Origin of the sequence: Streptomyces sp. HB132 (genome assembly GCF_016909575.1) — a bacterium.
Lineage (GTDB): Bacteria > Actinomycetota > Actinomycetes > Streptomycetales > Streptomycetaceae > Streptomyces.
On record NZ_JAFBGA010000021.1, the window covers coordinates 32,483 to 58,978 of the forward strand.

Sequence of the window (26,496 nt, forward strand, 5' to 3'; positions counted from 1 at the left end):
GCCGGAACGCCGTGGACGCACTGCCGTGAGCGGTTCCACCGGCGCCGCCGCACCCGCACCGGGCGCCCCGGGCCGCCGTACGGGCGCACATGGCGCCGTCCGGCATCCGGGGACACCAACAAGCCTATGGAGGAAACGAGTTGAGTCAGGTGAAGACCGCGCCGCTGACCTTCGGCCAGCTGTCGGTGCTGAGGGACCTCGACCTGTCGGGGCCCGAAGAGCAGAGCGACGGCAATCTCCCCCTCGTCCTCGACGTCCCCTCCGGCGCGGGCGTGGACCAGGTGACCGAGGCCTGGGCGAGGCTGGTCGAGCGGCACGAGGCGCTGCGGACCGTGTACGACCGCCGGGCCGCTGAGCCCACCCAGACGGTCCACCCCTTCCTGGGCCTGGAACTCGACACGACCGAGCTGTCCGACCCCACCCGTGAAGCGGCCCTGGCCGTCGCCGAGGAATGGGCACAGCAGGAGATCCACTTCGACGTGGATCACTCGTGGCGCGCCGCCGTCGCAGTCCACCGAGGTGTCGTCACCCACCTGGTGTGCGTCGTGCACCACCTGGCCGCCGACAGCGCGGCCTGCACCCTGGTGGAGGACGAGTTCCACACCCTCGTGTCCGGGGGCACCCTCGCCCCCGACCCGCCGCAGCCCGTCGAGCTCGCCCTGGAACAGCACCGGGACGAACAGCAGCGCCACAGGACCATCGAGTTCTGGCTCGACGAATGGCGGGGCTTCGTCGACGAGGACCGGCAGGGCGGCGACACGAGCCGGCGGTACCGGGCCGTGCTGTACTCCGAGCGCGCCCAGACCGCCGCTCGCGCGGTCTCCGAGCGCCTCTCCGTGTCCGTCCAGTCCGTGATCCTCGGCGCGGCATCCCTCGCACTCTTCGACCTGAACGGCCGTGACCGGGCCACGTTCGGGCTGCTCGCCGGAAACCGCATAGCCAAGCGCTGGCAGACTCTGCTCAGCAGCATGAACCAGCTCGCCCCGGTCACTGTGGCCGCCGACCGGGACGCCTCACCCGAGGCGTTCCTGCGCACGCTCTACATGGGCAGCCTGGAGCGCCTGCTCCACGGCTCGTACAGCGTCGACGAACTCCGTACCCGGCTCGTGGAGGCCGGCAGCGTCAACCCCGACCCTCTGCAGTTCGACTGCTACTTCAACTACCTCGGGGAGATCGCCCTGCCCCCGGACGAGGGATCACCGGCACACGACGGTGTCGAGTGGTTCGCCGACGCCTGGCAGGGCGGGCCGCGCTTCAATCTCAGAGTCGCCATGGGATCAGGTCTGCACCTGTCGCTGACCGCGAGCGAGGACTACCTCGGCGGCGAGGCGACCGGCCGATACCTCGCCTCCGTCGAGACCGCGCTGATGAGCCTCGCCGACGGCGCGCCCGGCACCGTGGGTGCCGTCGACCTGGCGCCGCTGCGGAAGATCAGCCCCCCGCCGCGCGGGGAGGACGGAGGTACCGCCGATGAGTGACGCACAGCGGACGGCGCAGGGCGCCGCCCCCCGTACGGGCCGTTGCCCCTACCACGTGCCCGGCCGAGCGCAGGCGGACCCCTGCACGGACTACCTCCACCTGCGGGACGACGAGTCCGTCCGCTGGGACGAGGACCTCGGAGTATGGCTCGTCACCGGATTCCGCGAGGTGACCGAACTCCTGCGCCACCCGTCCCTCTCGGCGGCCTGGCCCGAGCAGGGCAGGAGCAAGCTGCACACCCCAGCGGAGGGCGGGAGCGGCGACGGGAGCCGCACCTCCGAACTGGTGCGCAGGTGGTTCATGTTCAACGACGACCCCGCGCACGCCGACGCCCGGAAGATCGTCGCCCCGCTCTTCTCGGCCGAACGCCTGGCCGCGGCACGCCCCGTCGTGGAGAAGCTCGTGGACGAACTCCTCGCGCCCGAGCGTGACGTGCTCGACGTCATGGAGGACCTCGCGGTTCCTCTGTCGAGCCGGGTCATCTGCCACATCCTCGGGCTGCCCGACGACGTGGCACCCCGCCTCGCCGTGTGGGCGCCCGACATCGCGGCTCTGCTCGTCGCGGACTACCTCCCCGAGGTGGTCACCCGCGGGTACCAGGCACTGCACGAGGTGACCGCGGCCGTCGACGACGCGCTTCGGGGCGAGGTGCCCGAGGGGTCGGGCCTGTGGCTGCTGGCACAGGCGCACAGGAGAGGTGAGATCGAGCTACAGGACGTCTGGGCCACCGCGAGCCTGCTCATCTACGCCGGCTTCGAGACGACCTCGACCTTCATAGGCAAGGCCGTACGGGCCGCCCTGCACGCGGGGGCCTGGGCGGAGGTCCTGGAGGCCGGGCCGACCGCCGCCGTGGAGGAGCTGCTGCGCTTCGACACCTCGGTCCAGCAGCTCGCGCGCTTCGCGACCGCCCCGGTCGACGTCGCCGGGCACCGCATCGAGGCCGGCGACCTCGTGCTGATCATGCTCGGTGCGGCCAACCGCAGCCCGGCCGTCTTCGACGACCCCGACCACCTCCGGCCCGGTCGGGAGATCAGACGGCACCTCACGTTCGGATTCGGCGCGCACTACTGCCTGGGAGCCGGACTGGCACGTCTGGAGACCGAGGTCGTCCTGCGCAGGCTCGGCGCCCGCTGGGACGTCGTCGAGGAGGCCGCCGTGCCCGTGACCCGTTCGCACTACGGCCTCACCGTTCTGGAACACCTCAAGGTCAGAGGGGGAACCCGTAATGACGCGTGACGCCGCAACCAGCTCCTGGGAACACGGCCGGCTCATCCACGAGGCCGTCGTCCGCCGGGCCCGCGCGCATCCCGGCGCCCTCGCCGTCGTACAGGGCGAAACCCGTCTCACGTACGGGGAACTGGACGCGGCCAGCGACGACTACGCCGCGGAGCTGCGCGCCCTGGGCGTCACCGAGGGGCACCGGGTGCCCGTACTGATGAGCCGCTCACCCCAGTACGTGGCCGTCGTGCTCGCCGTCCTCAAGTGCGGGGCCGCCTACGCCGCTCTGGACCCGAGCTGGCCCGAGGAACGGCTGGCCTCCATCCTCGGTCGGCTCGAACCGCCGCTCGCGGTGGTGGAGGAGCCCCGGCACCTCGATGTGCCCGCCTGGTCCGCGTCGGACCACCCCGTCGCCGAAGCGGTCCGACGCCGGCGCCCCGCCCCCGTCGCCGCCTGCGACGGCGGAAGCGCGGCCACCGTCTTCTTCACCTCGGGCAGCACCGGCGTCCCCAAGGGCGTGGTCACCCCGCACCGTGCCACCGCGCGGCTCTTCCAGCCCGGAGGCTTCGCCGACCTCGGTCCCGGGCATGTCATGCTCGCGTCGGTGGCGTTGCCGTGGGACGTCGCCAGCCTAGAGCTGTGGGGGCCTCTGGCCTGCGGCGGCACGGTGGCGCTCGTGGAGGACGAGTACCTGCTCCCCTCCGGGCTCGCCGGGCTCGTACGCGACCGGAACGTGGACACGGCATGGCTGACCACGTCCCTCTTCAACGCGTTCGTGGACGAGGACCCCTCCTGCTTCCTCGGGCTGCGGCACGTGCTGACAGGCGGGGAGCGGCTGTCGCCGCACCATGTCCGCCGCTTCCTGGACGCCCACCCCACGGTGCGGCTGACCAACGGTTACGGACCCGTCGAGTCGTGCGTCTTCACCACCACGCACGACGTGGCGCGGCAGGACACGGAACGCCCGCACGGCATCCCCATCGGCAGGCCCGTGCCGCACACGACCGTCCACGTGCTGCGGGACGGCCGCACGTGTCCGCCTGGGGAGACCGGAGAGATCTGCATCGGCGGGGACGGACTCGCCCTCGAGTACCTGGGCATGCCCGAGGACACCGCCGAACGCTTCGCGGACACCGTCGTCGACGGAGACACCGTCCGCATCTACCGGACCGGGGACCTGGGGTTCGCCGACCCCGACGGGCTGCTCCACTACATCGGCCGGGCCGACCGGCAGGTGAAGATCCGAGGACGTCGGATCGAGCCGCTGGAGATCGAGAACGTCTGCCTCTCGCTGCCCCAGGTCAAGCAGGCGGTCGCGGTGCCGGTGGCCGGCCAGGACGGCTCCTACACCTCCATGGTGCTCTTCTACGTCGCTGAGCCGGGAGCAGCCGGGGGGAACACCGTCCCGGCTGCCGTACACGACCAACTCGTGGCCGGGCTGCCGCCCCACAGCGTCCCCGACGACCTGCGGCGCGTCGACGCGATCCCGTTGTCGGCCACCGGGAAGACGGACACCGCGCGTCTGCTGTCGATGTCCCGTGCGGCCCCCGACGACGCATCGGCCGAGACGCCCGCGCCCGGCGCGACCGCACAGCCCGAAGGCCGGTGGACGGCTGTCGTCCGGGAGGAACTCCGCGCACTCCTGGGAACAGAGGCGGCGCCCGACGTGCCGTTCGCGATGCTGGGAGGCACGTCCCTCGACGCCATCCGCCTCTGCGCGCGGCTCTCCGACCGTACGGGTGTCTCCGTGCCCGTCTCCGGCTTCCTGCGCAACTCGACGGCCAACGGGCTGGTACACCTCCTGGAGACCGGCTCCGCCCCCGAACCGCCCATGACGACGGGTCGCGACGACCGGGTCCGACTCGACGGCATCCAGGCCCACTTCGGCCTGCTCCACGAGCTGGACCCGAGCGATTCCGCGGCCCTCTGCCACCTGCTGTGGGAGGTCACCGGCCCGCTGGACACCGCCGTCCTGGAGCAGGCCCTCAACGACCTCCAGCAGCGCCACGAGGCCCTCAGGACCGCGTACCGCCTCGACCCCGAGCCGGTGGCCGTCGCACCGGACGCCGTGCACCCCGTCCGCGTCGAGACGCTCAGCGCCGACGACGGGCCGGGGGCCGCGCGGCTGGAAGAGGCGCTGAACCGGCCCCTGCCCGTCGAGGACGGGCGGGTCTGGCGGTGCGTGCACGTTCCGGTGGACGAAGCCAGGGCGCTGCTGGGCGTCACCGTCCACCACATCGCCTTCGACGGGTGGTCGCAGGATCTCCTCGTCGCAGAGCTGACGCACGCCTACGAGGCCCGCGGCCGCGGCGCCGCACCGCGCTTCGAGCACCCCGCGCCGACCCTGCGTCAGGTCGCCGACGAGGCCGCGCGGTTCGGGGCACCCGAAGAGGCCGCCGCTCAACTGGCGTACTGGACGGAGCATCTCCAGAACCTGCCGGAACTCACCGTGCCCGTACCCGGGCCGGAGGAGGAGCGGCCGGTCACGAACCTGGGGTTCACCCTCGACGCGGCGGTCACCGACCGCCTCCGCGCCGAGGCCGGACAGCTGGGATCGACCCTGTTCCTGCCTCTCGTGGCCGGGTACGCGGCCGCACTCGCGGAGGTGACAGGGCAGGACGACTTCGGCATCGGCGTACCCCTGGTGCGCCGTTCCGGACCCGACTCGATGGCAGCAGTGTCCTGCCTGGTGGACGTCGTGTGCCTGCGCCTTTCCGGAAGGGAGGGCGCGCCCGCGCTCGCAGACCTGGCGAAGGTGGCACGTCCCGTCGTCGACGAGGCATTCGCCCGCCAGGACGTGGCCTTCGCCGAGGTGGCCCGGGCGGTCCGGCCGCCCCGGACCGGCCGCAACCCGCTCTACCAGACCATGTTCGCCATGCAGAGCTCCGCGCCCGTGGAGCTCGCGCTCACCGGGTGTGAGGTGCGACGCCTGCCGATGGAGCCGCCGACAGCCATGCACGAGATCGTCTGCGAGGTCTGGCCGACGGCGGGCGGCGGGCTGCGCGTGGACGTCTCCTTCCAGGCGGACCGTGTCGTCTCCGGCACCGGACACCGCCTGGCCCGCGTCTACGAGGAGCTGCTGGTCTCCGGCGAGCTGCCGGCCTCTCCGCGCCCGTGAACAGCCACCACCCGAAGGGATCCCACCTCCACATGCAGGACATTCCAGAGGAACGGACGGTCGTGCGCCTGCTGCGGCGCTTCGTCGAGGAGAACCCGGACTCGACGGCGATCGAGTGCGGCAAGGACGTGCTGACCTACCGCCGTCTGTGGGACGAGGCAGGCACCGTGGCGGCGCGTCTCCAGGAGACGGAGGGATTCGAGCCCGACTGCCTGTTCGCCGTCCTCTTCGATCGGGGCGTACCCGGCGTGGTCGCCCAGCTGGCGGCCTGGCGCGCCGGGGCCGCCTACCTCCCGCTCGACCCCGCCCTGCCGGACGGGCGCATCGAGTCGGTCCTCGACGACGCACGGCCGCTCGCCGCACTGGCGCAGCCCGACCTGCGGCACCGGATACCGCGGACGGTACCCGTGCCGCCGGGTGCTCTCCCCGGCCCGACCGGGGAACCGAAGCGGGTCGGGACCACGCTCGCCTACGTCATCTACACGTCCGGTTCCACCGGGACGCCGAAGGGCGTCGAGGTCGCGCACGCCAGCCTGTCGAACCTGCTGGACTGGCACCGTGAGACGTACGGGACAGGGCCCGGCACGCGCGTGGCCGCCTTCGCCGGCCTGGGGTTCGACGCCTCGGTCTGGGAGACCTGGGCGGCGCTCGCCAACGGCGCGACCCTCGTCCTGCCTGCCGAGCCACTGGGCGGCGACGTCGCGGCCATCGCGGACTTCCTCCAGGAGAACGCGATCGAGCAGTGCTTCCTGAGCACTCCGCTGGCCGAGGAGCTGATCGGTTCGGAGACGCCGCCGCAGTCCCTGCGGGTCCTCCTCACCGGAGGCGACCGGCTGCGGGTACGGCCCGGCGGGTCGTTCCCCGCCGCGGTCCACAACCACTACGGCCCGACCGAGGCCACCGTCGTCACGACCGCCAGCCGCGACCTGCGCGGAACCGACGAGCCCGGCCGGCCTCCGGTCATCGGGAAGCCCATCACCGGCGCGCGCGTCCGTCTGGTCGACGCACGGGGCCTGGACGTGGACGGGCCCGGCGCGACAGGTGAACTCCTCATCTCGGGGGCGGTCCTGGCGTCCGGTTACCGCAACGACCCCACCCTCACCGGGGAGAAGTTCGTACGTACGGCCCCCGCGGCCGCGGGTGGCCCCGAAAGCCACGGCGGGAACACCGCCGGCACGTCCGACCGGTGGTACGCCTCCGGGGACGTCTGCCGTTGGACCGACTCCGGCGACCTCGAGTTCGTGGAACGACGCGACACCCAGCTCAGCGTTCGCGGCAACCGGGTCGAACCGGCCGAGATCGAGCACGCCATGCTGGTGGTGGCGGACGTCAGCCAGTCGGCCGTCGTGCTGTGCGACGACGGCTCGGGCGGCTCGCTGGTCGCCTTCTACACCGGCGAGGCCACCGCGGAGGCGCTGCAGGAGGCGCTGGCGGCAAGGCTGCCCCGGTACATGGTCCCCTCCCGCGTCCAGCGGTTGGACGCCATGCCGCTGACCCCGAACGGCAAGATCGACCGCAACGCCCTGCTGGACGCGCGCGCCGAGCCGGCCACGCAGTCCGAGGCGGCCTTCCGACCCGGCTCCGTCGAGGAGGGCATCGCGGAGATCTGGACCGATCTGACCGGCATCGTGCCGGGCGCCCGCGACAACTTCTTCGACGTCGGCGGGCATTCGCTGCTCGCGGCACGCATGATCGGCAAGGTACGTGACCGGTTCGGCGTGAAGGTCGGGCTGCGGGCCGTCTTCGATCACCCGGTCCTCGAGGACCTCGCTGCCGAGGTCGACGCAGCCTCGAAGAACGGAGACTGAACGGATGTCAGGCAACACGACCACCCACGCCGGGCCGATCGTCGTCATCGAGTTCGGCAACGAGATACCTCAGCGCAGCTTCGACCCCGTCCTCCCGCCGGAACTGCACGCGCACCGCATCAGGATCGACCCGCTGCGGTACCCCGGACTGGCCGAGAAGGTCCCCGACCTGGCGGCACAGGCGCGGCACTGGGCAGCCGAGATCGCGGCGGCCGGCCCCCCACGGGCCGTGTTCGCCTACTGCACCGCCGCCGAACTCGCGACACTGCTCGTCGACGAACTGCCCGCGCCGGGCACGCCGCTCGTCGTCTTCGACCCGGTGGTCCCCGACCCCGGAACGCCCCGGGAACTGCTGCTGGACCTCGCCCTGGGCATGGACGACACACTGGAGCCGTCGGAAGTGCCGGACATCACCGGCCTCCCGGCGTCCGACGCCCTGCGGCTGGCCAGTTCCTTCCTCCGTTCCCTCGTCACCCGGGCCGCACCCGACCTGGACGACGAGATCGCCGACGAACTGACGGAGGGCCAGCGGGCCTGGCTCGGCTTCACGCTGTCCGCCGCGGCCGAGCGCACCACCCTTCCGCAGCTGGGTCGCGTCGTCCTCAGCAGGGACTCCGAATGGGCGGAGGCCGACGCGCACTCGGTGCACCGGACGGGGCTGAACGTGCAGGAACTGTTCGGGACACCGGCGGTGACACCTCTGGTGGCGGAATTCCTCTCGGCTCCCGAGGCCGGAGAAATTCAGGGGGAGGAAGAGCCGTGCAGTCGCAATTCGTAGAACGAGACGCCACCGAGGCCGTCGTCGCCGCCCAGTGGTCGCGGGTGCTGGGCCGGCCGCCCGCGTCCCTGGACACGGACTTCTTCGGCTCGGGTGGGTCCTCCCTGCTGGCAGCGAAGCTGGTCTCCGCGCTGCGGGGCGCCCTCGGCACCCGGATCCCCCTGCAGACGCTGTTCGAGGCCTCGACGTTCGGGGGTCTCAGCGCCCGGATCAGGAACGACACCCCGGGATCCGGTGGCCGGCTGCTGACCCTCAACCCCAAGGGCACCGGCGCGACTCTGCTCCTGGTGCCGGCGGCCAGCGGTGGGGTCATCGGGCTCCACCGGTTCGGCGGCGACCCGATCGACCGTCCGGTGCTCGGCCTCCAGGCCCGGGGCCTCGACCCGGCTGAGGGCGAACCCTGCCGGACCCGGGCGGAGATCGTCGACGACTTCATCGGCGTCCTGGAGAAGGCGGACGCGCCGCGCAGCCTGCACCTGGCCGGATACTGCGTGGGAGGCATCCTCGCCTACGAACTGGCCGCCGGGCTCCGCCTGCGGGGCTGGGACGTGCGGTCCGTCATCCTGCTCAACACCTCGCTGTACTGCCCGCCGCTGTCCGTGAGCGACGCCGCCCGGGAGAAGCTCGTGTCCGTCGCGGGGGAGGCGGGCATGGTCATCCCCGAGGGTGAGGAGCCGGACGCGGCAGCGGTGTTCCGGGCGGTGAGCTCGATGGGACCCGACCCCATCGAGACCGACTTCGCCGAATTCGAGGCCGGCTTGCGGGTCTTCGGCTCCGTGGGGTCCGCGGTGTCCGGCTACGTGCCCGAGCCGGGCGACTTCGCCGTGCGCCTGTTCTCGACGGATGACAGGGACGATCCGTCGGACATCGAGCGCACCACGCACCCGGTCACCGACTGGCCGGACCTGGGGCTCGCCGATTACCAGCAGCACCACGTGCCCGTCGACCATTTCGAGATGATCGTGCACGAGCCGACCCTCAAGGCCGTCGAGAACGCCATGAAAGACATCGACGACGGCCGAGAGGATCGGAGCTGACCGCGCGAGGACTACCGGCCGGACGACTGACCGGATCCGGCGATACGATTCGCTATCTCCTCGAGAAGCTGTTTCCTGGACTCATGCAGGAAGAAGTGGTCTCCGGGCAGGACCACCGCGTCGAGTTCACCCTCGACCAACTCTGACCACTGCTGGAGATGGTCCATTCCGACGGCCGGGTCGCTCGTGCCGCCGAATACCGTGACCGGTGCGCCCGGAGGCTTCTGCGGCAGAAAGGAGTAACGCGAGAGCATCGCATAGTCCGCGCGCACCGCAGGAAGCAGGATCCGCATGAAGTCGGCACTCCGGAGAATCTCCTCCGGAGTGCCGTTCATTCGCCTCAGTTCCTCGATCAGTTCCGCTTCGGGAAGCGTGTGCAGGTCCCGCCGTCCGTCGTGAACGGCCGGCAGCGCACGGATTCCCGAAAGGAACATATGGACCGGTTCGACATCGTGGTCCTCGCGCAGGACACGGGCCGCCTCCCAGCAGACGATCGCCCCGAGGCTGTGTCCGAACAGGGCGAAGGGCTCCTTCGAGTATTCCAGCAGAGCCGGGACGACGGCGTCCAGGGCCGCTTCCAGGGTGTCGACCGGATCCTCGAACAACCGCTCCTCACGGCCCGGCGGCTGAATGGCGTGGACGTCGATCTCGTCCGGCAGCAGATCGGCCCAGCCGCGGAATGAAGAAGCGCCGCCGCCGGCGTAGGGGAAACAGAACAGCCTTATGCCCCCCGGCGGGTCGGTCTTCGACAGTCGTTGGACCCAGGGCTGCGTGGGCGGAATTCCGTGCATGTGCGTCCTCGTCTTCGTTTCCGGTCCAACTCGTCGGCCAGAACAGCCTGCCACAGTGCCGCCTGCGGGGCGAGCTTCCACAGCGAATTCCATGCTGCTTCACCGGGTGTCGCGTTCGTCACGGTGAATGCATTGTGGCCGGTGCAGACCTGAGTCGGTGTCACCGCGGGTCCGCACGGGATACGACCCCGGGAGACGGGTCGTCGAGCCGCATTGATTTCCCGCACCCTCGGTATTCCCGGGCGCAGTCCCGGGTGATCGGGTGCGGTGCGGGGCGATGTACGTCGAGGGGGCCGACACTTCCCTGACGGGTTCCCCGGAGAACGTGCGCTGCGACTGTCGCGTCGTCGAGCCAGCCGCTGCGCGACGCGGCCGCCCCGGCGGCGTCGAGTGACCGAGCCCGACGGCTGGTGCCGTTCTCGCGGCTGTCCGTGGGCGTCTCTCAGCAGCGTGCCGCGCGGACGCACGTCCACTCGGTCGGCGGACGACGATCCCGCGCGTCCGCATCCGCCGCCACCGCTGTTCGGACTGCGGGCAGGGGACGTCGTGGCCGTGGCCGCCGCGCTGGGGTGAAGTGTCGCCGAACGCCGCGAGCGTGCTCGCGTTCCCGGCGGGAAGGGGATCCGTCGGGCGGACGCCCGCTCGCCGTGCTTGCATCACCGAGCGACCCGGGTGAACTGACCGCGTTCCCTCAGCTGATGGTCAGGTCCTTGACCAACACCCGTCTCGTGCTCGTGCCATCAGGCAGGAGATCACCCGGCACGCCGGTGTCCGTGAACCCGTGGCGCTCGTAGAGGGCGGCAGCCCTCTTGTTGTCCGGCATCACGGACAAGCGCAGAGACTTGGCACCCCGCTCGGCAGCCCACCGTGCGACGTCCCGGATCAGGCAGTCGCCGACCCCCCTGCCCCGGACCGTGGGACTGACCCACATCGAGATCAGTTCAACGCTGTCCTCTGCCTGCTCGACCGGAACGCCACTGGCCATCCCCGCAGGACGACCGTCGACCACCGCAATGGCATGGTGTGCACCGGGGATCTCCAGACGGGAACGCCAGCGACCTTCGTGATCGCCAGGGCCCTGCCACTGGGCAAGCGTCGAACCGAACGCATAAGGCGCCTCCGCCAGGGCCGCCTGCCGCAGTTCTCGCCAGATCGGCCAGTCGTCTGGTTCCAGAGTGCGTACTTCAAGCATGACGCAGACCCTGCCCCGCTTACGAAGCAACGGCAACGGGATAACGTCCGATCTTCGTGCCACACCGGTGAAGGTGTCACTTCGCCGTTCATGCCGGCGATGCGCCGTACCCCATGCCGCCGACGCATCCAGCGAAAGACGCCCGCGGGCACCGAGGTCGGGTCGGTGATCCGTTCTACGGCATCCGCAGCGCGCTGCGCACCCGCCCTCGACCCGCTCGGCAGGACGCTGACGCGACGTGCCGCAGACATTCTCGCCGAACTCCGACCGAAAGGGCACGTCCAGCGGCCTGACCGAGGCAGTCAACGGCCGACTCGGACACCTCCGTGGCATCGCCCCCGGCTTCCGTGATCCGGCCGGCCATATCTCCCGGAGCCCGCTCGGCACCGACGGCTTCAGGCGCCGACCATGCTCTCTGTGATGCGCCCGTTTCGGGCTCTCCGCCTTCGTTTTCGGGAGCTCACCGGGAGCGGGGGCCGGCAGCGTCGATGAAATGCCGCCGGACCGCACGTGTGCGTCGAGCCGTCGAACGACGCGATCGGGCGACGGTCCGGCCGAGGGCGCTGCCATCCGACCGGAGAGGCAAGACATTCACGTCGAATTGTCCAACAGTGGCCATGGCTGATCTCCTGTCGCCGTGCTCGGTCCAGGTTTCTCCGGTATGCACGGCCGTACATCCTGCCGTGGCGAGGGAAGTCATCTCCCGCACCGAACTGCCGAATGCCCCAAAAGCCTTCCCCCCGAGCCGGGCGGGCTGTCCAACTCGCCCTCGATGTCGGGTAAGTCGGCGTACGGAGTTGTGTGCGGAATGGGCGGCCGAGGGCAGTTCCGGGTTTCCTCCGAATCGCTTGCCGGTGCACTGCGGCTGACGTAGCGTGGCTCGGGCCGGGCGTGATCGCAAAGGGCCGGTGTTCGCTGATGGTTCGGCCGAATCCGCGCCGTCGGCAACGAGGTCGCTCCCGCTCCGGAAACCCCGCGCGAGAAGCGGCCTCGGGACGGGTGGGTCGTAAGACCCACCGCACGGGGGAGCGCTGATGATCGAAAAGCTGTTGCCGCCTTCGGTGGCCGTCGCCGAGACGTACGGCGACCCGCCCCATGCTCCGTTCCTGCACGGGGAGCTGGAGGTCGTGAGCGGTGCCGTGGAGGGGCGAAGACGGGAGTTCGCCGCCGTCCGATGGTGTGCCCGCAGGGCGCTCGCGGATCTGGGTATCGGACCGGCGGCCATCCTCCCCGGTGAGCGCGGTAGCCCCGTGTGGCCGGATGGCGTCGTCGGCAGCATGACGCACTGCGACGGATACCGGGGAGCCGCTGTCGGCCAAGTGCCCGGCGTGCTTGCGTTAGGGATCGACGCCGAGCCCCATCTGCCCCTGCCGGAAGGGGTGCTGAACATCACGGCGCTCCCTGCCGAGCAGCGGCGGATCACGGACATGGGGGGACTCGCTCCCGAGATCTGCTGGGACCGGCTGCTGTTCAGCATGAAGGAAGCCGTCTACAAGGCGTGGTTCCCGCTCACCCGCCGTTGGCTGGGTTTCGAACAGGCGGACATCACGATCGGCCACGACGGGACCTTCTCGGCCCACCTGCTCGCGGACGACCCCGCGGTCCCCTCCGACGGGTTCGCGGGCCGATGGCTCGTGGAGGAGGGGCTCATGGTCACCGCCGTCGCGGTCACGGCGCAGCGGCACTGACGGCGGCGCGCCGGCGTACGGGCATTCACCGCGGGCCCGATGTCGGCATGGCCGCCCTGTTGGCGCCTCCGGCCGGACGCCGCTCGGTGACATTGCTCCTTCGATCCGATTCGACGTATTCACTGGTGATTCAGGTCACTGATGGCTCCATTGATGATGTTCATGCCTGTGTAATAATCAGGGATCGAAAGGATTTATTCGGTGGCGATGGGCCGACTTGGGGGGTGGGGGTGGTCGGATTTCCCTTTCGGGCCACGACTCCGAATTTCTGTGTACCGGGGTCCGGTGGCCGCTGTGCGGCGTGGAAAGCCAACAGGTTCGGCCGCGTGAGCTTGCAATATCCTGCGGATCCTGTTCGCGCCGGCCGCATTGGGTGCCGAGCGGCCTTGCACGCCGGGGCTTCAGGCGTTGTGGGCCTGAGGGTCTTATCTCCTTCTTCTCGAGCGAACCTGCAGTGTGTGGTGGCGGAAAGCGGTACAGGGATTTTCCAATGGTGACGACGGGAATCGATGTGTCGAGTGAAGTGCAGCGGGGCGAGCGATGTCGAAATTGCGATGATGACGTCGCCAGGATGCGGCAGGCCGGCCAGGACCGGCTGCGCGTGTGCGGAAAGTGTTTCGATCAGTTCAGGCAGGATCTGAAAGCCCTTCCGCGACTCTATCGCCAGTGCGAGGAAATGCTGACTGTATCGCCACAGAAGGGCGAAAAGGTATCTCACCAGCTGGGTCGCGGAATTTCACTCAATTCCCGAGCCGTGGACGCCCGTGATTCCCTCCGGGTATGTCTGCTCGCCTGGTCCGACCTGGTCGCCGCCGAGCGGGCCTGCGCCGCCCCCGACCGGTCGGTCGACGCGATGGCGGCCTTTCTCCACGGCCATGCCCGGTGGCTCTGCGCACACACGGCAGCAGGCGACGTCGTCGCCGAGATCACCGAGACGACAGCCACTGCGAGACGGGCCGCCTATCCGAGCCGCACCCGCAAGTTCAGGGTCGGCTCGTGCGTCGAGCCGCAGTGCGGCGGCTCCCTGGTCGCCGTGATCCAGCCCCATGAGCAACTCCTGCCGAGCGAACTGCGCTGCGACATCGCTCCCGAGCACACCTGGCCCGCGCACCGCTGGCGTGAACTGGACCGGCGGGTGAGCCGGCAGAACGCCTCGGGCGGCGAGCGGTGGCTCACCGTCGTGGAGGTCTCCAAGCTGTGGGGGCTGTCCACCAGCAACGTCTACCGCCTGGCGTCGGTGAACAGCTGGCGGCGGCGTGCGAACGGCCGCCGCGTCTACTACTACGAGGCCGACGTGCTCCAGTCGGTGGGGTGACGAAGCGCCGTCGAGGCGGGGGACAGGGCCGGTCGGCGCATGACCTCAGGTCGGACGGCGGGGAGTCCGGGAACCGGCGCGTTCCTGCCCCCGCCGCCGGGCGCCCCTGAACCGGTCCGCGTTCCCGTCCCTGCGGGGCGCCCCTGAACCACCCGTCACCCGAGGGCGGTTCAGGCACCGCTCCGCAGTGCGCACCGTTGGGCTGTCGCCTGAAACCGTTCCGGCCGTTTCCGGGCACAGGCCCCCCGTGTCGGCAGGAGGCAGGCCGCCTGCCCGTTCCCGGCCGCCCCGACGGATGCTCAGGGCCCTTCGTCGTCCTGGATGTGCACCGCCGCCTCCTCGGCGGACGCCGCGCCTCCGTCGATGCCGACGTCGCGGCCGAGCACCCTGTTGTTGCGTACGGCCCCCGGTTCCTCGTCGGCGGCGGCGACGCGTCCGGCGCGCTCGTCCCCGGCGTCGTCCTCCTCGGGGCCGTTGTCCTCGGGTTCGTCGTCGGCCCGGCCCTCCAGGACCGGGTCCTCCTCGGGCACCTCCTGCGCGAGGCGCCGGTCGAGCGACTCACCCTCCCGCTGCTCCTCACCGGTGGTGCCGTACTTCGACACGCCGAGGGGCTTCTCCGGCGGGGAGTAACCCGTGTCCAGCATGTCGTCGAGGTCGGGCTCGTCGATCACGTTCTCCGGGTCGAGGTCGTCCGTCGGCCGGTTGTCCGCGTCGGACCCGTCCGGCTGGTAGACGTCGTCACCGCGTCCTGCTTCCGTCATCGGGCCGCTCCTTCCCTTGAGGTGTGCCGTACCCGCCGCCGCCCTGCGCGGGCCGTGCGGCGTCGTTGCTCTCCTGCCCACGTACACGCGTCTCAGTGATGCGGTTTCCCGACGGACGCTCGCCCCTGTGGGCACACGCGGTACGGCTGCCGGGCTGAGGGGAAGTCCTGGTCAGGCCCATTCCGGTCGGCCCCGGCAGCTTATGACCGATCCCCGGCCGCTGCGACCGGGGCGGGCCGCCGACCGGCAGCGGAGGGCGGTCGTGGGAAAAGCGGGACAGTGCCGGACCGCAGGTCTGGAGCGCCGTGGAGAGGGAAGACGGCGAAACGCCGGGGTGAGACCCGGTCTCACTCGCAGCCCCAAGGGCATCGAAACGACGGGAAAGCCATGCCGACCGACATACCGGAAAGACCCGCAGTCCTTCCCGGCACGCACGGCGCCGACGTGCCGCCCCCTGCCGCAGGGCACCCGCCGTCCCGTCCCGGCCCCGAGTGCTCGCCCGGCACACCGGAGACCGCCGGGGGCATGGGCCGGGCCGTGGGAATCATCGTCTCGGCGGCGGTCTGCCAAGCCGCCCTGATGGTGGGGCTCGGGCTCCTGATCACGGGGCCGGCGGCCCGGTTCCGTCCCCTGGCATCCGAGGACGAGGTCACCGACGCACTGGAGCGGGCCCGCACGGGCACTCGCGACACGGTGTCCCTCGTCGTGTCCGAGGCGGGCAACACCGTCACGGTCGTCGTCGGCACACTCCTCGCCTGCCTCGTCCTGCTGCTGGTCCCGAGGCTGCCCCGGTGGCGCGACGCGCTCTTCCTCGCCGTCGCCGTCTCCCTCCAGTCCCTGGTCTTCCTGGTCATCACCGAAGCGGTGGACCGGAACCGGCCCGATGTGGAACGCCTCGACACCTCGCCCCCCACCTCCAGCTACACCTCAGGACACACCGGCGCGGCGACAGCCCTCTACGCGGGCCTCGCCGTCCTCGTCCTGCACCGGACCAAGGGGCCGTGGCGCAGAGTCGTGGCGGCCCTGCTGCTCCTCCTGCCCCTGCTGGTGGGTGTCGCCAGGGCATACCGCGGGATGCACCATCCGACGGACGTCGCCGGGGGTCTGCTCAACGGGGGGCTGTCCCTGCTGATCGTCGGCCGCGCGCTCCTGGCGGGACCACATGTGCCGGCCGCCGCGCCCGTCGTTACGGAGGCCCGCGAGGAATCGGCCGGTACGGAACCCGGCCGCACCGTCGTCGTCTTCAACCCCACCGTCACAGACGAGGCGGCCCGCGCCGGTCTACGGCGGGTCCTCGAGGACCATGGCCACCGCGCGGCGGAGTTCGTGCCGACCACGGCCGACGACCCGGGCGAGGGGCAGACGGCACGGGCGGTGCGGGAGGGTGCGTCGCTCGTCGTGGTGTGCGGTGGTGACGGGACGGTCCGCGCGGCCGCGGAGGCACTCGCCGGCACGGGCATACCGCTCGCGGTGGTGCCCTGCGGCACGGGCAACCTGCTCGCCCGCAACCTCGGTCTGCCGGTGAAGCCGGCGGAGGCGCTGGCAGGCGCGCTGCGCGGGGCTCCGCACCGCATCGACCTCGGGCGCGTCGAGGGTGACGGCATGGCGCCCGCGCACTTCACCGTGATGTCCGGCGCAGGGCTCGACGCCGCCATGCTGGAGAGCACCGGAGACCGCGCCAAGGCCCTCCTCGGCTGGCCCGCCTACGTGGTGGCGGGCCTGCGGGAGCTGCGGGCGCCCCGGATGCGCCTGACGGTCGGCCTCGACGGGGCGCCGCCCCTGCGACGCACCGCCCGGATGGTACTGGTCGCCAACACCGGCAAGGTGCAGGGCGGCACCGCGCTGGTCCCGGCGGCCCGGCCGGACGACGGCCTGCTCGACCTCATGATCCTCGACCCGCGCGGACCCGCGGGCTGGCTGAGCGCCGCAACCACCCTGGTGCGCCGCCGGCCGGACGGCGGGGCCGGCCGGACGGACGGGCCCCCTGCCGTGGAGTACTTCACCTTCCGCCGGGCGGACGTCCTCTTCGACGCACCGCAGCAGCGCGAGCTGGACGGCGACACCGTGGCGCCCGGCCGACGACTCACCGCCGAGGTCAGGCCCGGTGCGCTGACCGTGCTCATGCCCGTACGAGGAGACTGATATGGGCACCGCCACCAAGGTTCCGCAGACCCGCGACATGGTGGGCAGCGAGCTCTCCGGCGACGAGGCGCTGGTCACGCTCCGTCGCTACGGCCGCTGGCCCCTGCTGCGCGACTCCTTCGTCCGCTTCCGGTACGCCGACGGCTTCAGCCACTCCCGTGCGCTCGCACTGCAGACCGTGCTGGCCGTGGTGCCGCTGGTCATCGCCTTCGTGGGGCTGTCCACGGCCCTGCACACGGAGAACCTGGGAAGGGTCGCTGAACTGACCATCCACCGGATCACGGCAGGCCCCAGCGCCGCGGTGGTCGACGACGCACTGGACCGCAGCCGGCGGACGGCCGACGACGGTGCCCAGCTCGCCCTCTGGTTCGGACTGGTCTTCTCCCTGACCAACACCACCACGGCCATGTGCCAGATCGAGCGCGGCGCCAACCGCATCTACGGGGTAGAGCGTGACCGGGTCTTCCACCTGAAGTACCTGCGGGGTCTGGTGATGTCGCTGACCGCCGGGATCCCCCTCGGTGCCGGCTTCGTCGCGATGGTGGCCGGAGGCGACCTCGTGGCGGCCGTGGTCGACGTGTACGACCTCGGTGCCGGTGCCCGGTCCGCCTGGGACATGCTGCGCTGGCCCGCAGGGGTGGTCCTCGTGATCCTCTCGGCGAGCGCGATCTTCCGCTGCTCGCCGAGGCGCCGCCAGCCCGGCTACACCTGGCTGGCCTTCGGCGCCGCCGTCTATCTGGTGCTCTGGACCACGCTGACATGGCTCCTCAGCCTCTATCTGCAGGTCAGCGGTTCGTTCGACACCGTGTACGGGCCGCTCACAGCCTTCATGTCCCTGCTGCTGTGGGCCTACCTCACCTCCATCGCCCTCTTCCTCGGACTCTCCTTCGCCGCTCAGCTGGAAGCGGTGCGGGCCAAGGTGTCCGATCCCGTACAACCCGACCCGGGAGCCTGAATGACCGCCCGACCCGCTGACCCGGCCCGACGACGGAGCCGCCGCGACGTCGACCGCAGATTCGGGATCCGGCTGTTCGGTTCGGCTGCCGTGGCCGCGGTCGCCGCCGTCCTCTTCGGCCTGCTGCTCGTCCTCGTGGAGAGCGGGTGGCAACCGCTGCGGCGCCTCGACGCGGGCGCGGCCCGGTGGCTGAACCGTGCCGCCCTCGACCACCCCGCCTGGACCGGCACCCTGCGCTTCTTCTCCGACGTGGTGTGGGACCCCGTGACCCTGCGTGCGGCGGTCGCGGTGCTCACCCTGTGGCTGGTGTACCGCCGTGCCTGGCGGCTGGCCGCGTGGTCGGCCGTCACGGCGGTGGCCGGAGGGCTGACGGGGCTGCTGGTGAAGATCGTCGTCGAGCGTGCGAGGCCTGTCCTCCCCGAACCGGTGGCGCACGCCCCCGGCTTCTCCTTCCCCTCCGGCCACGCGATGGCGGCCACGACCTCGTTCGCGATCCTGCTGCTCGTCCTGCTGCCCTTCGTGCGCCGCGGTCTCCGTCCGCTGTGCTGGGCCGTCGCCGCCGTATCGGTGCTGGGCGTCGGCTTCACCCGCGTCGCGCTCGGCGTCCACTGGTTCAGCGACGTGGTCGGCGGCTGGACGCTCGGACTGGCGGTGGTGGCACTGACCGGGTGGTCCTTCAAGGCATGGCGCGCGGACGCGGGCCTGGGACGGACCGAGGTGGCCGAGGGCCTGGAGCCCGAGCTGAGCGGCGAAGACCCCGAGGCGGGGGGACCCACCCCTGGATAAGAACGTTTGTTCTAATGTCCGGGTAGACTGGCTCCCATGTCCGTTCATCTCCAGGGTTCGCTGTTCGACCAGGCCGACCGTCCGCACCTGGGCCGTCTCACCGGGCTGCGCAGGACGGTCCTCGGCGACGGCGCGTGGATCGACCTGTTGCCGGGCTGGCTGAGCGGCGCCGACGAGCTCTTCGCCGAACTGGCGGAAGCAGTGCCGTGGCGGGCCGAGCGGCGGCAGATGTACGACCGGACGGTCGACGTGCCCCGCCTTCTCGCCTTCTACCGTGCCGGGGACGCGCTGCCGGGCACGGTCCTGGACGAGGCCCGCGACGCGCTGTCCCGCCACTACGGCGACGAGTTGGGCGAGCCCTTCACCACGGCCGGTCTCTGCTACTACCGCGACGGGCGTGACAGCGTCGCCTGGCACGGCGACCTGACCGGACGAAGCTCACGCGAGGACACCATGGTGGCGATCCTCTCCCTCGGCGCCCCGCGTGATCTGCTCCTGCGGCCGTGCCGAGGCGGCGACACCGTACGCCGGCCGCTCGGCCACGGCGACCTGATCGTCATGGGCGGATCGTGCCAGCGCACCTGGCAGCACGCCGTTCCCAAGACCGCGCACGCCCGGGGGCCGCGGATCAGCGTCCAGTACCGCCCGCGCGGAGTGCGCTGAAACGGCCGGGTCTCCCCGTCGTGATGCCCAGGGCCGGTGGCTCACGAAGCGGGGGTGACCGTCGGCTTCGGCACTGAGGGACGGGGCGGCCGGGTGCGGGGGCCGAAGACGGCCAGGGCGACGGCGCCCACCATCCAGACGCCGGCGATGAAGTAGAAGACGCTCTGGTATCCGGTGCGGTTGTAGAGCGCCGCGATGATCAGCGGCCCGGCGGCGTTCGACAACCGGCCGATCCCGTAGGTGATTCCCGTCCCCAGGGAACGGCTCCGGGTGTCGAAGAGTTCGGGGGAGTAGGCGTACGCGAGGGCGGTGTAGCCGCGCTCGAACAGGTTCACCAGGAAGCCGAAGATCACGATCAGGATCGGGTCGAACGTCAGCCCGTACAGCAGACCGCACAGCGCGATCACCGTGCCGAAGGCGACGAGGCACCACTTGCGCTCGAACCGGTCGGTGACCAGGGAGGCCAGGAAGGAGCCGAGGGGCGCGCCGACCGTGGTGAGGGCGATGTAGAAGACGGACTTCTCGACGCTGAAGCCTTCCTTGGCGAGCAGGGTGGGCGCGAAGCTCGAGTATCCGAAGAAGCCGATGGTCTGGGTGACCCACAGGACAGTGAGCAGCAGCGTCGGTGCGAGGTACCTCTTCCGCAGCAGCAGACGCACCGGGGTCTTCACCGCCGGGGGCTCCTCGACGGGCTCCGCCGGTTCGGCCAGCGGCCCCTTCTCGGCGATCACCGATGCCTCGATCTCCCGCAGGACCGCGTCGGCCGCGGCGTGGTCACCCCTGTTCTCGTGCCAGCGGGGGGACTCCTTGAGCTGCTTGGAGAACAGCACGAGCAGGATTCCGAGCGCACCCCACAGGTACACCAGCCGCCAGGACCAGTCGGTGAGCGGAACGACGAGACTGGCGATCAGGTTGGTGGCCGGCGTACCGCAGATGCCGATGACCATGGCGTACGCCTGGTACTTGCCGCGGACGGCCGCCGGATACATCTCGTTGACGTAGATGACCGCCACGACGGTCATCGCCGACAGGCCCGCCGAGGTGAGCACCCGGAAGACGCCCAGCGAGAACACGTCCCACGAGAACACCGAGACGAATGAGAAGAAGCCGAAGAACACGGTGGTGCGGAGCAGCGTCTTCCGGCGGCCCCACCGGTCGGCGACGGCTCCCGCGACGATGGACCCGATGAACATGCCGACGAACGACAGCGAGGTCACGTATGCGACCTGATTGACCGTCACGCCCCAGAGTTCGATGAGCTTGGGGGCGGTCGTCGCGAAGCTGTTGATGTCCGCGAACTCGAAGAAGTAGGCGAAGGCGACGGCCAGCAGGGTCGTCTTGTGGAAGCGGGAGATCGGCAGCCGGTCCAGCCGGTTCGCCGCATTGGCGTGCTGCATGGGGACGGTCCCTGTCGGAGTGCGGGTGCGGGTGGGGAGGGGATCAGACGCCTTCGCCGGGCCAGTAGAGGCTCATCGGGTTGTCGACGAGGAGCCGGTGCTGCTGCCCGGAGGTGACCGCGACCTGCGGCACGTAGTCGACCAGGAGCCCGTCGTCGGGCATGTGGTCGGTGAGATTGGGGTGCGGCCAGTCCGTGCCCCAGAGCACCCGGTCCCCGAACTCCTCGACCACGCGGCGGCCGAAGGGCACGACATCGCGGTAGGCGTGCCTCTCACCGCCGAGGGCGGCGGGACCGCTCACGCTGAGGCGCTCGGGGCAGGACACCTTCACCCATACGTCGTTGGACGCGACGAAGCGGAGGAAGCGCGTGAACTGCGGGCCGCCCACCGGCAGCGTCACATCGGGCCGCCCCATGTGGTCCACCACGAGGGGGGTGGGCAGGGAGCCGAAGAAGCCCTCCAGCTCGGGGAGATCGGCGCTCTCGAAGTAGAGCACGATGTGCCAGCCCAGCGGCGCGACCTTCTCGGCGATCCTGGCCAGGTCCTCCTTCGGTGAGGTGCTGACAAGGCGGCGAAGGAAGTTGAAGCGCACCCCGCGGACCCCCGCCGCGTCCAGCGCGCGCAGTTCGGCGTCGGAGATGTCCGGACGGACGGTCGCGATCCCCCGCGCCCGCTCACCGGCCGCTCGCACCGCGTCGAGCATCGCCGTGTTGTCCGCGCCGTGGCAGGTGGCCTGGACGACGACGGCGCGGGCGACCCCGAGATGGTTGTGCAGGGAGGCGAGTGCGCTCTTCCCGGCGTCGCAGGGCGTGTACTTGCGCTCGGGGGCGAAGGGGAACTCGCCCTGCGGTCCGAACACGTGGCAGTGGGCGTCGACCGTGCCCGCCGGAAGCCGGAACGCGGGCACGGACGGATCCGGGTGCCAGTCCAGCCAGCCGGCTGACCTGGGGGAGCGAACACTCATGAGATCTCCTGGTGGTTCGGATGGGGGAGGGCGCGAGGGGCGCCGGTCCCTGAGCGCGGGCGTGCCGGGGGACGCGGTGTACACGGGGCCGGCCGGGCGGGCCGGCCCCGCGTCCGCTCGCCGTTCCCGCCCGCGGTCAGTCGACGTAGCGCAGCCCGGCGGCCTCGAGCGACTCGCGCATGCCGTACATGTCGAGGCCGAGCTCACCTGCGGCCAGGCGGCGGCGCTTGCTCTCCTCGTTGTCCTCCCGGCGCCGGGAGGCGGCCGCCACCTCGGCGACCCGCCCGGCCGGAACGACGGCCACACCGTCCGCGTCCGCCACCACGACGTCGCCCGGGTGGACCAGCGCGTTGGCGCACACGACCGGCACGTTCACCGAGCCGAGAGTCGCCTTGACGGTTCCCTTGGAGTTGACGGCACGGCTGAAGACGGGGAAGTCCATGTCCCGCAGCTCGCGGACGTCTCGGCATCCGCCGTCGATGACCAGACCCACACCGCCCCGGGCACGTACCGAGGTGGCGAGGAGTTCGCCGAAGAATCCGTCCTCGCACTCGGTGGTGCAGGCCGCCACGAGGACGTCGCCGGGCCGCAGTTGCTCCACGGCCACGTGCAGCATCCAGTTGTCGCCGGGCTGCAGGAGCACGGTGACCGCGGTACCGCTGAAGGCCGCCCCCGGATAGACGGGGCGGATGTAGGGGCGCATCAGACCGGTGCGGCCCATGGCCTCGTGGACGGTGCTGACGCCGAAGGGCTTCAGGGCCTCGAGGTCCGCGGCAGCGGGGCGTCCGACCGTGCGGTGGACCACTCCCAGTTCGTACATGGCTGTGCTCACTTCCTTCCGCGGGTTCAGCGGCCCTGGCGCTTCAGCAGGGCGTCCAGCCGCGGGTACACGGAGCGCGCGTTGTGCTCCTGGATGTCCGCCAGCCCGTCCGGGGAGAGCCCGGCGGCCTCGGCGTAGCGGCGTGTGTCGTCGAAGTGATGGCCGGTCCGGGGGTCTACGTCACGGACGGCGCCGATCATCTCCGAGGCGAAGAGGATGTTCCGGGTGGGCACGACGTCGAAGAGGAGATCCGAGCCGGGCTGGTGGTAGACGCACGTGTCGAAGAAGACGTTGCCCAGGACGTGCTCCTCCAGCGGTGGCTTCCCGAGCGCCATCGCCAGGCCGCGGAACCTGCCCCAGTGGTAGGGGACGGCGCCACCGCCATGGGGAATGACCAGCCTGAGCGTGGGGAAGTCCGTGAACAGGTCACCCTGCACGAGCTGCATGAACGCGGTGGTGTCGGCGTTCAGGTAGTGCGCCCCCGTGGTGTGGAACGCGGGGTTGACGCTCGTGCTGACATGGACCATCGCCGGGACGTCGTACTCGGCCATCTTCTCGTACAGGGGGTACCACGAGCGGTCCGTCAGGGGCGGGGCGGTCCAGTACCCCCCGGAGGGGTCGGGGTTGAGGTTCAGTGCGACGGCACCGTACTCCTCGACGCACCGGATGAGTTCCGGTATGCAGGTCGCGGGGTCGACGCCCGGGGACTGCGGAAGCATCGCGGCCGGGACGAATCGCTCCGGATACAGCCGGCTGACACGGAAGCACAGCTCGTTGCAGAGGGCCGCCCATTCGGCGGAGGTGCTGAAATCCCCTACGTGGTGGGCCATGAAGGAGGCCCTCGGCGAGAAGACCGTCATGTCGACGCCGCGCTCGTCCATCAGCCTCAGCTGGTTCGACTCGACGCTCTCACGCAGCTCGTCGTCGCTGATCTTCAGATCCGCCGTTCTCGGTGAGAGCGACGGGTCCCCGAGACCGGCGATCTGCTGGTGCCGCCACGCCTCCAGCGCGGGCGGGGCCGTCGTGTAGTGGCCGTGGCAGTCGATGATCATCTGTTCCTCTTCGAAGTGCCTGCGTGTGCTGCCTGGGAGTATCCGGCCGTCGGGCCGCTCCCGGGCCCGGCTCGCCCGGCCGGCTGTCACGCCACCGTAACCGTCGATGAAATTGTTGACAATATGCCTGACGAGAAAGTTTCAGGCATCATCGCTGAGGTCACCGTTTTCGTACGCGCGGCGGTGAGGAAGTTTTCGAAGACGAACGGAAGGCGGAGGAGTGACGTCTGATCAGGCCACCGGCCGGGCAGGCCGGAGCGCGGTCTCCAGCGGTATCCGGGAGGCGCTCGCGGCGGGCGACATGGTGCCGGGGCAGCGCCTCGTCGAGCAGGAGTTGTCCGAGGTCTTCCGGGCGACGCGGAGTTCGGTGCGGGAGGCGCTGCAGGATCTGGCCGCCGAAGGCCTCGTGGAGCTGATCCCCCGGCGCGGGGCGCGAGTGCGGGTGATCTCGGTCGAGGAGGCGGTCCAGATCACCGAGTGCCGCGCGCTGCTGGAGGGCCTGTGCGCACGGCGGGCGGCGGAGAACGCCTCGGACGAGGTGCGGCAGGAGCTGAAGGGCATCGGCTCGGCGATGAGCCGCGCTGTGGCGGAGGGCGACCCGGACGCCTACTCGGTGCTGAACCGCAGGCTGCACGAGTCCATCGGCGAGGTCAGCGATCAGAAGGTGGCCCAGGCCCTGCTCGAACGGATGAACGGCCAGATGGTGCGCTACCAGTTCCGTCTCGCGCTGCGCCCGGGCCGTCCGGCGAGGTCGCTGCCGCAGCACCTGGCGATCATCGACGCGGTGGTGGCGGGTGATGCCGACGCCGCGGAGGCGGCCGCCCGGGCACACGTCGAGAGCGTCGTCGAAGCGCTGCGGGAGACACCCACGCCCGCCCGCCTGGGCTGACGGACCTGTGACCCCGTGCGGGTGATCGGGGCGCGGGGCTCGTAGGCCGGCCTCCCGCCCGGGTCGTCGACCCGGGCGGGAGGCCGTGGCGGTCTCAGGCCAGCAGCTTCTCCTTGGCCTTCTCGTACTCCTCCTGGCTGAGGTGGCCCTTCTCCCTCAGCTCGGAGAGTTTGGCGAGGTCGGCCACATGGCCGCCGCCGGCCCCGGTGCCGCCGTCGTCGTGGGCGGCCTGCTTCACGTACTGCCGGAAGGCCGCCTCGCGGTTCTCCGCCTCCTTGACCTCGCGGCGCCCCATGCCCTTGCCCCGGGCGATCAGGTAGACGAGCACGCCCACATAGGGCAGTACGATCACGAAGATCAACCAGGCCGCCTTGGTCCAGCCGCTCAGCGAGTGGTCCCGGAAGATGTCCGTGACCACCTTGAAGAGCAGGAAGAACCACAGGACCCACAGGAACAGAAACATCATGGTCAGGAAGAGGTTCAGCAGCGGATAATCGTCCATGGGTCTGCTCCGATCGGGCGGAATGTACTTTTATTGGTACATCCGCTGCCCTCCCGCCGCATTTCCGGCTGGCCGGGCGTCAGACGGAGAGGGTGTCCAGGAACGCCGAGAGCTTGCCCCTGGTCCGCTCGATCTGCTGCTCGACGGTCAGGGACTCCTCGAAGCGCCCGCCGGGGGCGGCCGTCTTCCTGCCGCGCACGTACAGCGAGCAGTCGAGGTCCGTGCAGAGGTAGATGCCCACCGAATTGCCGTCCCTGCCCGCCTGTCCTCGCTTCCGGGCGGTCATCAGGGACACCCCGCTGCCCGGGTGCGTGGTCAGGCAGACCGAGCACATACTGCGGTGCAGGAAGCCGCGCTGCTGGGACGGGAAACGCAGCGTGATGCCGACGAGCTCGCCGCGCTGCTCGGTGACGATATAGCTCCGGTCCGGGGCCGAGAGGTCGCGCCAGCCCAGGAAGTCCAGGTCCTCCCAGCGGCGCTCCTCGAGGTCGCGGGGCAGCGGCAGGCGCTTCGCCTCACCTTTGGAACAGTTGATGAACGATGTCCGGATGTCCTGCTCACTGACGGCTCTCATGGCATCGACGCTAACTCTGCCTATGAGCCCTAGGCAAATGAATATGAGCTCTAGGCTCAACCCTGCGACGGAGCGATCCGCAGGTGGTGGGCCGCCGGATGGTCGATGGCGAGATCAGGCCGCCAGACGGCCAGGATCTGTGCCGATGGGTCGAACAGAGGGCTCGGCAGCTCCTCGGGGGCGATCCACCGCCACGCGCTGATGAGATGCGGCTCGGTCACCCGCGGGTCCGCGGACTCCACACGCACCAGAGCGGCCATGCTGATCCGGTTGATGCCGCCCACCACGTCGTGCACCATCGCGAAGACCGTCACGGCGTCCACGGGCACCCGGAGCCCCGTCTCCTCGCGCAGTTCGCGGGCGGCGGCGGCCGCGACCGACTCGTGCGTCGGGTCGACCTTGCCGCCGGGCAGCTCCCAGGTGCCGCCCCGGTGCCTGCCGAGCAGGATCCTGCCCTCCGCGTCCTGTACGACGACACCGACCCCCAGGGCGGCCTGGGCGAGCGGTGGGCGGGCGTTCCGGGGAGGGGTGTTCACGGATTCGGCGGTCATCGCTGCTCTGCTCCCG

Annotated in this window: 23 protein-coding genes and 1 pseudogene; 14 read left to right on the forward strand and 10 right to left on the reverse strand. The window is 70.7% G+C overall.

Annotated features, from left to right (window positions below; translation table 11 throughout):
- The first annotated feature begins 149 nt into the window (after window positions 1–149).
- Genes JOC24_RS30265 through JOC24_RS30290 form a run of 6 tightly spaced genes read left to right on the forward strand, consistent with a single transcriptional unit; the run spans window position 150 to window position 9,438 of the window.
- Entirely contained in the window at window positions 150–1,478 is a 1,329-nt protein-coding gene (locus tag JOC24_RS30265; protein ID WP_307792786.1) for a condensation domain-containing protein, read from the forward strand.
- Window positions 1,471–2,715 (forward strand): cytochrome P450, encoded by a 1,245-nt coding sequence (locus tag JOC24_RS30270; protein WP_205023624.1) that lies wholly within the window; start codon window positions 1,471–1,473, stop codon window positions 2,713–2,715. The genes JOC24_RS30265 and JOC24_RS30270 overlap by 8 nt, the downstream gene beginning before the upstream one ends.
- Complete coding sequence (locus tag JOC24_RS30275) at window positions 2,705–5,815, forward strand: non-ribosomal peptide synthetase (protein WP_205023625.1); 3,111 nt, start codon at window positions 2,705–2,707, stop codon at window positions 5,813–5,815. The genes JOC24_RS30270 and JOC24_RS30275 overlap by 11 nt, the downstream gene beginning before the upstream one ends.
- A 32-nt stretch (window positions 5,816–5,847) precedes the next feature.
- Window positions 5,848–7,623, forward strand: coding sequence for a non-ribosomal peptide synthetase (locus tag JOC24_RS30280; RefSeq protein ID WP_205023626.1), 1,776 nt, complete (start codon window positions 5,848–5,850; stop codon window positions 7,621–7,623).
- A 4-nt stretch (window positions 7,624–7,627) separates the two neighbouring features.
- A complete protein-coding gene (locus JOC24_RS30285; RefSeq protein ID WP_205023627.1) occupies window positions 7,628–8,401 on the forward strand; it encodes a hypothetical protein in 774 nt (257 codons plus the stop codon).
- Window positions 8,383–9,438, forward strand: coding sequence for a phosphopantetheine-binding protein (locus JOC24_RS30290; protein WP_205023628.1), 1,056 nt, complete (start codon window positions 8,383–8,385; stop codon window positions 9,436–9,438). Before JOC24_RS30285 ends, JOC24_RS30290 begins: the two co-directional genes overlap by 19 nt.
- Window positions 9,439–9,449: 11 nt before the next feature.
- On the opposite strand, the gene JOC24_RS30295 is transcribed toward JOC24_RS30290, so the two are convergent.
- Window positions 9,450–10,229 (reverse strand): thioesterase II family protein, encoded by a 780-nt coding sequence (locus tag JOC24_RS30295; RefSeq protein WP_205023629.1) that lies wholly within the window; start codon window positions 10,227–10,229, stop codon window positions 9,450–9,452.
- Window positions 10,230–10,920: 691 nt separating this feature from the next.
- Window positions 10,921–11,421: a GNAT family N-acetyltransferase gene (locus JOC24_RS30300; protein WP_205023630.1), complete on the reverse strand. Its 501-nt coding sequence runs from the start codon at window positions 11,419–11,421 to the stop codon at window positions 10,921–10,923.
- A 216-nt stretch (window positions 11,422–11,637) separates the two neighbouring features.
- On the opposite strand from JOC24_RS30300, the pseudogene JOC24_RS33600 reads away from it, so the two are divergent.
- The 3 genes and pseudogenes from JOC24_RS33600 to JOC24_RS30310 form a co-directional block, all read left to right on the forward strand.
- A pseudogene (locus JOC24_RS33600) lies at window positions 11,638–11,842 on the forward strand (transposase); the annotation flags it as partial.
- A 613-nt stretch (window positions 11,843–12,455) separates the two neighbouring features.
- Entirely contained in the window at window positions 12,456–13,109 is a 654-nt protein-coding gene (locus JOC24_RS30305) for a 4'-phosphopantetheinyl transferase family protein (RefSeq protein WP_205023631.1), read from the forward strand.
- Window positions 13,110–13,863: 754 nt separating this feature from the next.
- Entirely contained in the window at window positions 13,864–14,424 is a 561-nt protein-coding gene (locus JOC24_RS30310; protein ID WP_205023632.1) for a hypothetical protein, read from the forward strand.
- A gap of 299 nt (window positions 14,425–14,723) precedes the next feature.
- On the opposite strand, the gene JOC24_RS30315 is transcribed toward JOC24_RS30310, so the two are convergent.
- Entirely contained in the window at window positions 14,724–15,185 is a 462-nt protein-coding gene (locus JOC24_RS30315) for a DUF5709 domain-containing protein (RefSeq protein WP_205023633.1), read from the reverse strand.
- Window positions 15,186–15,572: 387 nt separating this feature from the next.
- Here JOC24_RS30315 and JOC24_RS30320 point away from each other — a divergent pair, with 387 nt between their 5' ends.
- Genes JOC24_RS30320 through JOC24_RS30335 form a run of 4 tightly spaced genes read left to right on the forward strand, consistent with a single transcriptional unit; the run spans window position 15,573 to window position 19,731 of the window.
- The gene (locus JOC24_RS30320) at window positions 15,573–17,327 is read left to right on the forward strand and encodes a bifunctional phosphatase PAP2/diacylglycerol kinase family protein (protein WP_205023634.1); all 1,755 of its coding nucleotides are present in this window, start codon (window positions 15,573–15,575) and stop codon (window positions 17,325–17,327) included.
- A gap of 1 nt (window position 17,328) precedes the next feature.
- Window positions 17,329–18,282, forward strand: coding sequence for a YihY/virulence factor BrkB family protein (locus tag JOC24_RS30325; protein WP_205023635.1), 954 nt, complete (start codon window positions 17,329–17,331; stop codon window positions 18,280–18,282).
- Window positions 18,283–19,068: a phosphatase PAP2 family protein gene (locus tag JOC24_RS30330; RefSeq protein ID WP_205023636.1), complete on the forward strand. Its 786-nt coding sequence runs from the start codon at window positions 18,283–18,285 to the stop codon at window positions 19,066–19,068. It abuts the gene before it with no gap.
- A gap of 36 nt (window positions 19,069–19,104) precedes the next feature.
- The gene (locus JOC24_RS30335) at window positions 19,105–19,731 is read left to right on the forward strand and encodes an alpha-ketoglutarate-dependent dioxygenase AlkB (protein WP_205023637.1); all 627 of its coding nucleotides are present in this window, start codon (window positions 19,105–19,107) and stop codon (window positions 19,729–19,731) included.
- A 41-nt stretch (window positions 19,732–19,772) separates the two neighbouring features.
- Here JOC24_RS30335 and JOC24_RS30340 read toward each other — a convergent pair whose 3' ends face one another.
- From JOC24_RS30340 to JOC24_RS30355, 4 genes are all read right to left on the reverse strand, one after another.
- Window positions 19,773–21,128 (reverse strand): MFS transporter, encoded by a 1,356-nt coding sequence (locus tag JOC24_RS30340; protein ID WP_205023638.1) that lies wholly within the window; start codon window positions 21,126–21,128, stop codon window positions 19,773–19,775.
- A gap of 43 nt (window positions 21,129–21,171) precedes the next feature.
- Window positions 21,172–22,092 (reverse strand): amidohydrolase family protein, encoded by a 921-nt coding sequence (locus JOC24_RS30345; RefSeq protein WP_205023639.1) that lies wholly within the window; start codon window positions 22,090–22,092, stop codon window positions 21,172–21,174.
- Between the two features lie 136 nt (window positions 22,093–22,228).
- Window positions 22,229–22,912 carry a 4-carboxy-4-hydroxy-2-oxoadipate aldolase/oxaloacetate decarboxylase gene (ligK, locus tag JOC24_RS30350; RefSeq protein ID WP_205023689.1) on the reverse strand — a complete coding sequence of 228 codons (684 nt, stop codon included), beginning with the start codon at window positions 22,910–22,912 and terminating at the stop codon, window positions 22,229–22,231.
- 26 nt (window positions 22,913–22,938) lie between these two features.
- Window positions 22,939–23,964, reverse strand: coding sequence for an amidohydrolase family protein (locus tag JOC24_RS30355; RefSeq protein WP_205023640.1), 1,026 nt, complete (start codon window positions 23,962–23,964; stop codon window positions 22,939–22,941).
- A 220-nt stretch (window positions 23,965–24,184) separates the two neighbouring features.
- Here JOC24_RS30355 and JOC24_RS30360 point away from each other — a divergent pair, with 220 nt between their 5' ends.
- On the forward strand, window positions 24,185–24,853 hold the full coding sequence (locus JOC24_RS30360; RefSeq protein WP_205023641.1) for a GntR family transcriptional regulator: 669 nt from the start codon (window positions 24,185–24,187) through the stop codon (window positions 24,851–24,853).
- Between the two features lie 94 nt (window positions 24,854–24,947).
- Here JOC24_RS30360 and JOC24_RS30365 read toward each other — a convergent pair whose 3' ends face one another.
- The 3 genes from JOC24_RS30365 to JOC24_RS30375 all read right to left on the reverse strand — a co-directional run bounded on the left by JOC24_RS30365 (window position 24,948) and on the right by JOC24_RS30375 (window position 26,480).
- Window positions 24,948–25,355: an SHOCT domain-containing protein gene (locus JOC24_RS30365; protein WP_205023642.1), complete on the reverse strand. Its 408-nt coding sequence runs from the start codon at window positions 25,353–25,355 to the stop codon at window positions 24,948–24,950.
- Between the two features lie 79 nt (window positions 25,356–25,434).
- Window positions 25,435–25,929, reverse strand: coding sequence for an FBP domain-containing protein (locus JOC24_RS30370; RefSeq protein ID WP_205023643.1), 495 nt, complete (start codon window positions 25,927–25,929; stop codon window positions 25,435–25,437).
- A gap of 56 nt (window positions 25,930–25,985) precedes the next feature.
- Window positions 25,986–26,480 (reverse strand): nucleotide triphosphate diphosphatase NUDT15, encoded by a 495-nt coding sequence (locus JOC24_RS30375; RefSeq protein ID WP_205023644.1) that lies wholly within the window; start codon window positions 26,478–26,480, stop codon window positions 25,986–25,988.
- Between the last annotated feature and the right edge of the window lie 16 nt (window positions 26,481–26,496).

What these genes read in the sequence shown, in the direction of transcription:
- JOC24_RS30365 (WP_205023642.1), bottom strand. Translation starts at nt 25,355, where the DNA reads ATGGACGATTATCCGCTGCTGAACCTCTTCCTGACCATGATGTTTCTG.
- JOC24_RS30340 (WP_205023638.1), bottom strand. Translation starts at nt 21,128, where the DNA reads ATGCAGCACGCCAATGCGGCGAACCGGCTGGACCGGCTGCCGATCTCC.
- JOC24_RS30305 (WP_205023631.1), top strand. Translation starts at nt 12,456, where the DNA reads ATGATCGAAAAGCTGTTGCCGCCTTCGGTGGCCGTCGCCGAGACGTAC.
- JOC24_RS30295 (WP_205023629.1), bottom strand. Translation starts at nt 10,229, where the DNA reads ATGCACGGAATTCCGCCCACGCAGCCCTGGGTCCAACGACTGTCGAAG.
- ligK (WP_205023689.1), bottom strand. Translation starts at nt 22,912, where the DNA reads ATGTACGAACTGGGAGTGGTCCACCGCACGGTCGGACGCCCCGCTGCC.
- JOC24_RS30355 (WP_205023640.1), bottom strand. Translation starts at nt 23,964, where the DNA reads ATGATCATCGACTGCCACGGCCACTACACGACGGCCCCGCCCGCGCTG.
- JOC24_RS30325 (WP_205023635.1), top strand. Translation starts at nt 17,329, where the DNA reads ATGGGCACCGCCACCAAGGTTCCGCAGACCCGCGACATGGTGGGCAGC.
- JOC24_RS30335 (WP_205023637.1), top strand. Translation starts at nt 19,105, where the DNA reads ATGTCCGTTCATCTCCAGGGTTCGCTGTTCGACCAGGCCGACCGTCCG.
- JOC24_RS30300 (WP_205023630.1), bottom strand. Translation starts at nt 11,421, where the DNA reads ATGCTTGAAGTACGCACTCTGGAACCAGACGACTGGCCGATCTGGCGA.
- JOC24_RS30315 (WP_205023633.1), bottom strand. Translation starts at nt 15,185, where the DNA reads ATGACGGAAGCAGGACGCGGTGACGACGTCTACCAGCCGGACGGGTCC.
- JOC24_RS30345 (WP_205023639.1), bottom strand. Translation starts at nt 22,092, where the DNA reads ATGAGTGTTCGCTCCCCCAGGTCAGCCGGCTGGCTGGACTGGCACCCG.
- JOC24_RS30320 (WP_205023634.1), top strand. Translation starts at nt 15,573, where the DNA reads ATGCCGACCGACATACCGGAAAGACCCGCAGTCCTTCCCGGCACGCAC.
- JOC24_RS30330 (WP_205023636.1), top strand. Translation starts at nt 18,283, where the DNA reads ATGACCGCCCGACCCGCTGACCCGGCCCGACGACGGAGCCGCCGCGAC.
- JOC24_RS30270 (WP_205023624.1), top strand. Translation starts at nt 1,471, where the DNA reads ATGAGTGACGCACAGCGGACGGCGCAGGGCGCCGCCCCCCGTACGGGC.
- JOC24_RS30280 (WP_205023626.1), top strand. Translation starts at nt 5,848, where the DNA reads ATGCAGGACATTCCAGAGGAACGGACGGTCGTGCGCCTGCTGCGGCGC.
- JOC24_RS30285 (WP_205023627.1), top strand. Translation starts at nt 7,628, where the DNA reads ATGTCAGGCAACACGACCACCCACGCCGGGCCGATCGTCGTCATCGAG.
- JOC24_RS30275 (WP_205023625.1), top strand. Translation starts at nt 2,705, where the DNA reads ATGACGCGTGACGCCGCAACCAGCTCCTGGGAACACGGCCGGCTCATC.
- JOC24_RS30370 (WP_205023643.1), bottom strand. Translation starts at nt 25,929, where the DNA reads ATGAGAGCCGTCAGTGAGCAGGACATCCGGACATCGTTCATCAACTGT.
- JOC24_RS30375 (WP_205023644.1), bottom strand. Translation starts at nt 26,480, where the DNA reads ATGACCGCCGAATCCGTGAACACCCCTCCCCGGAACGCCCGCCCACCG.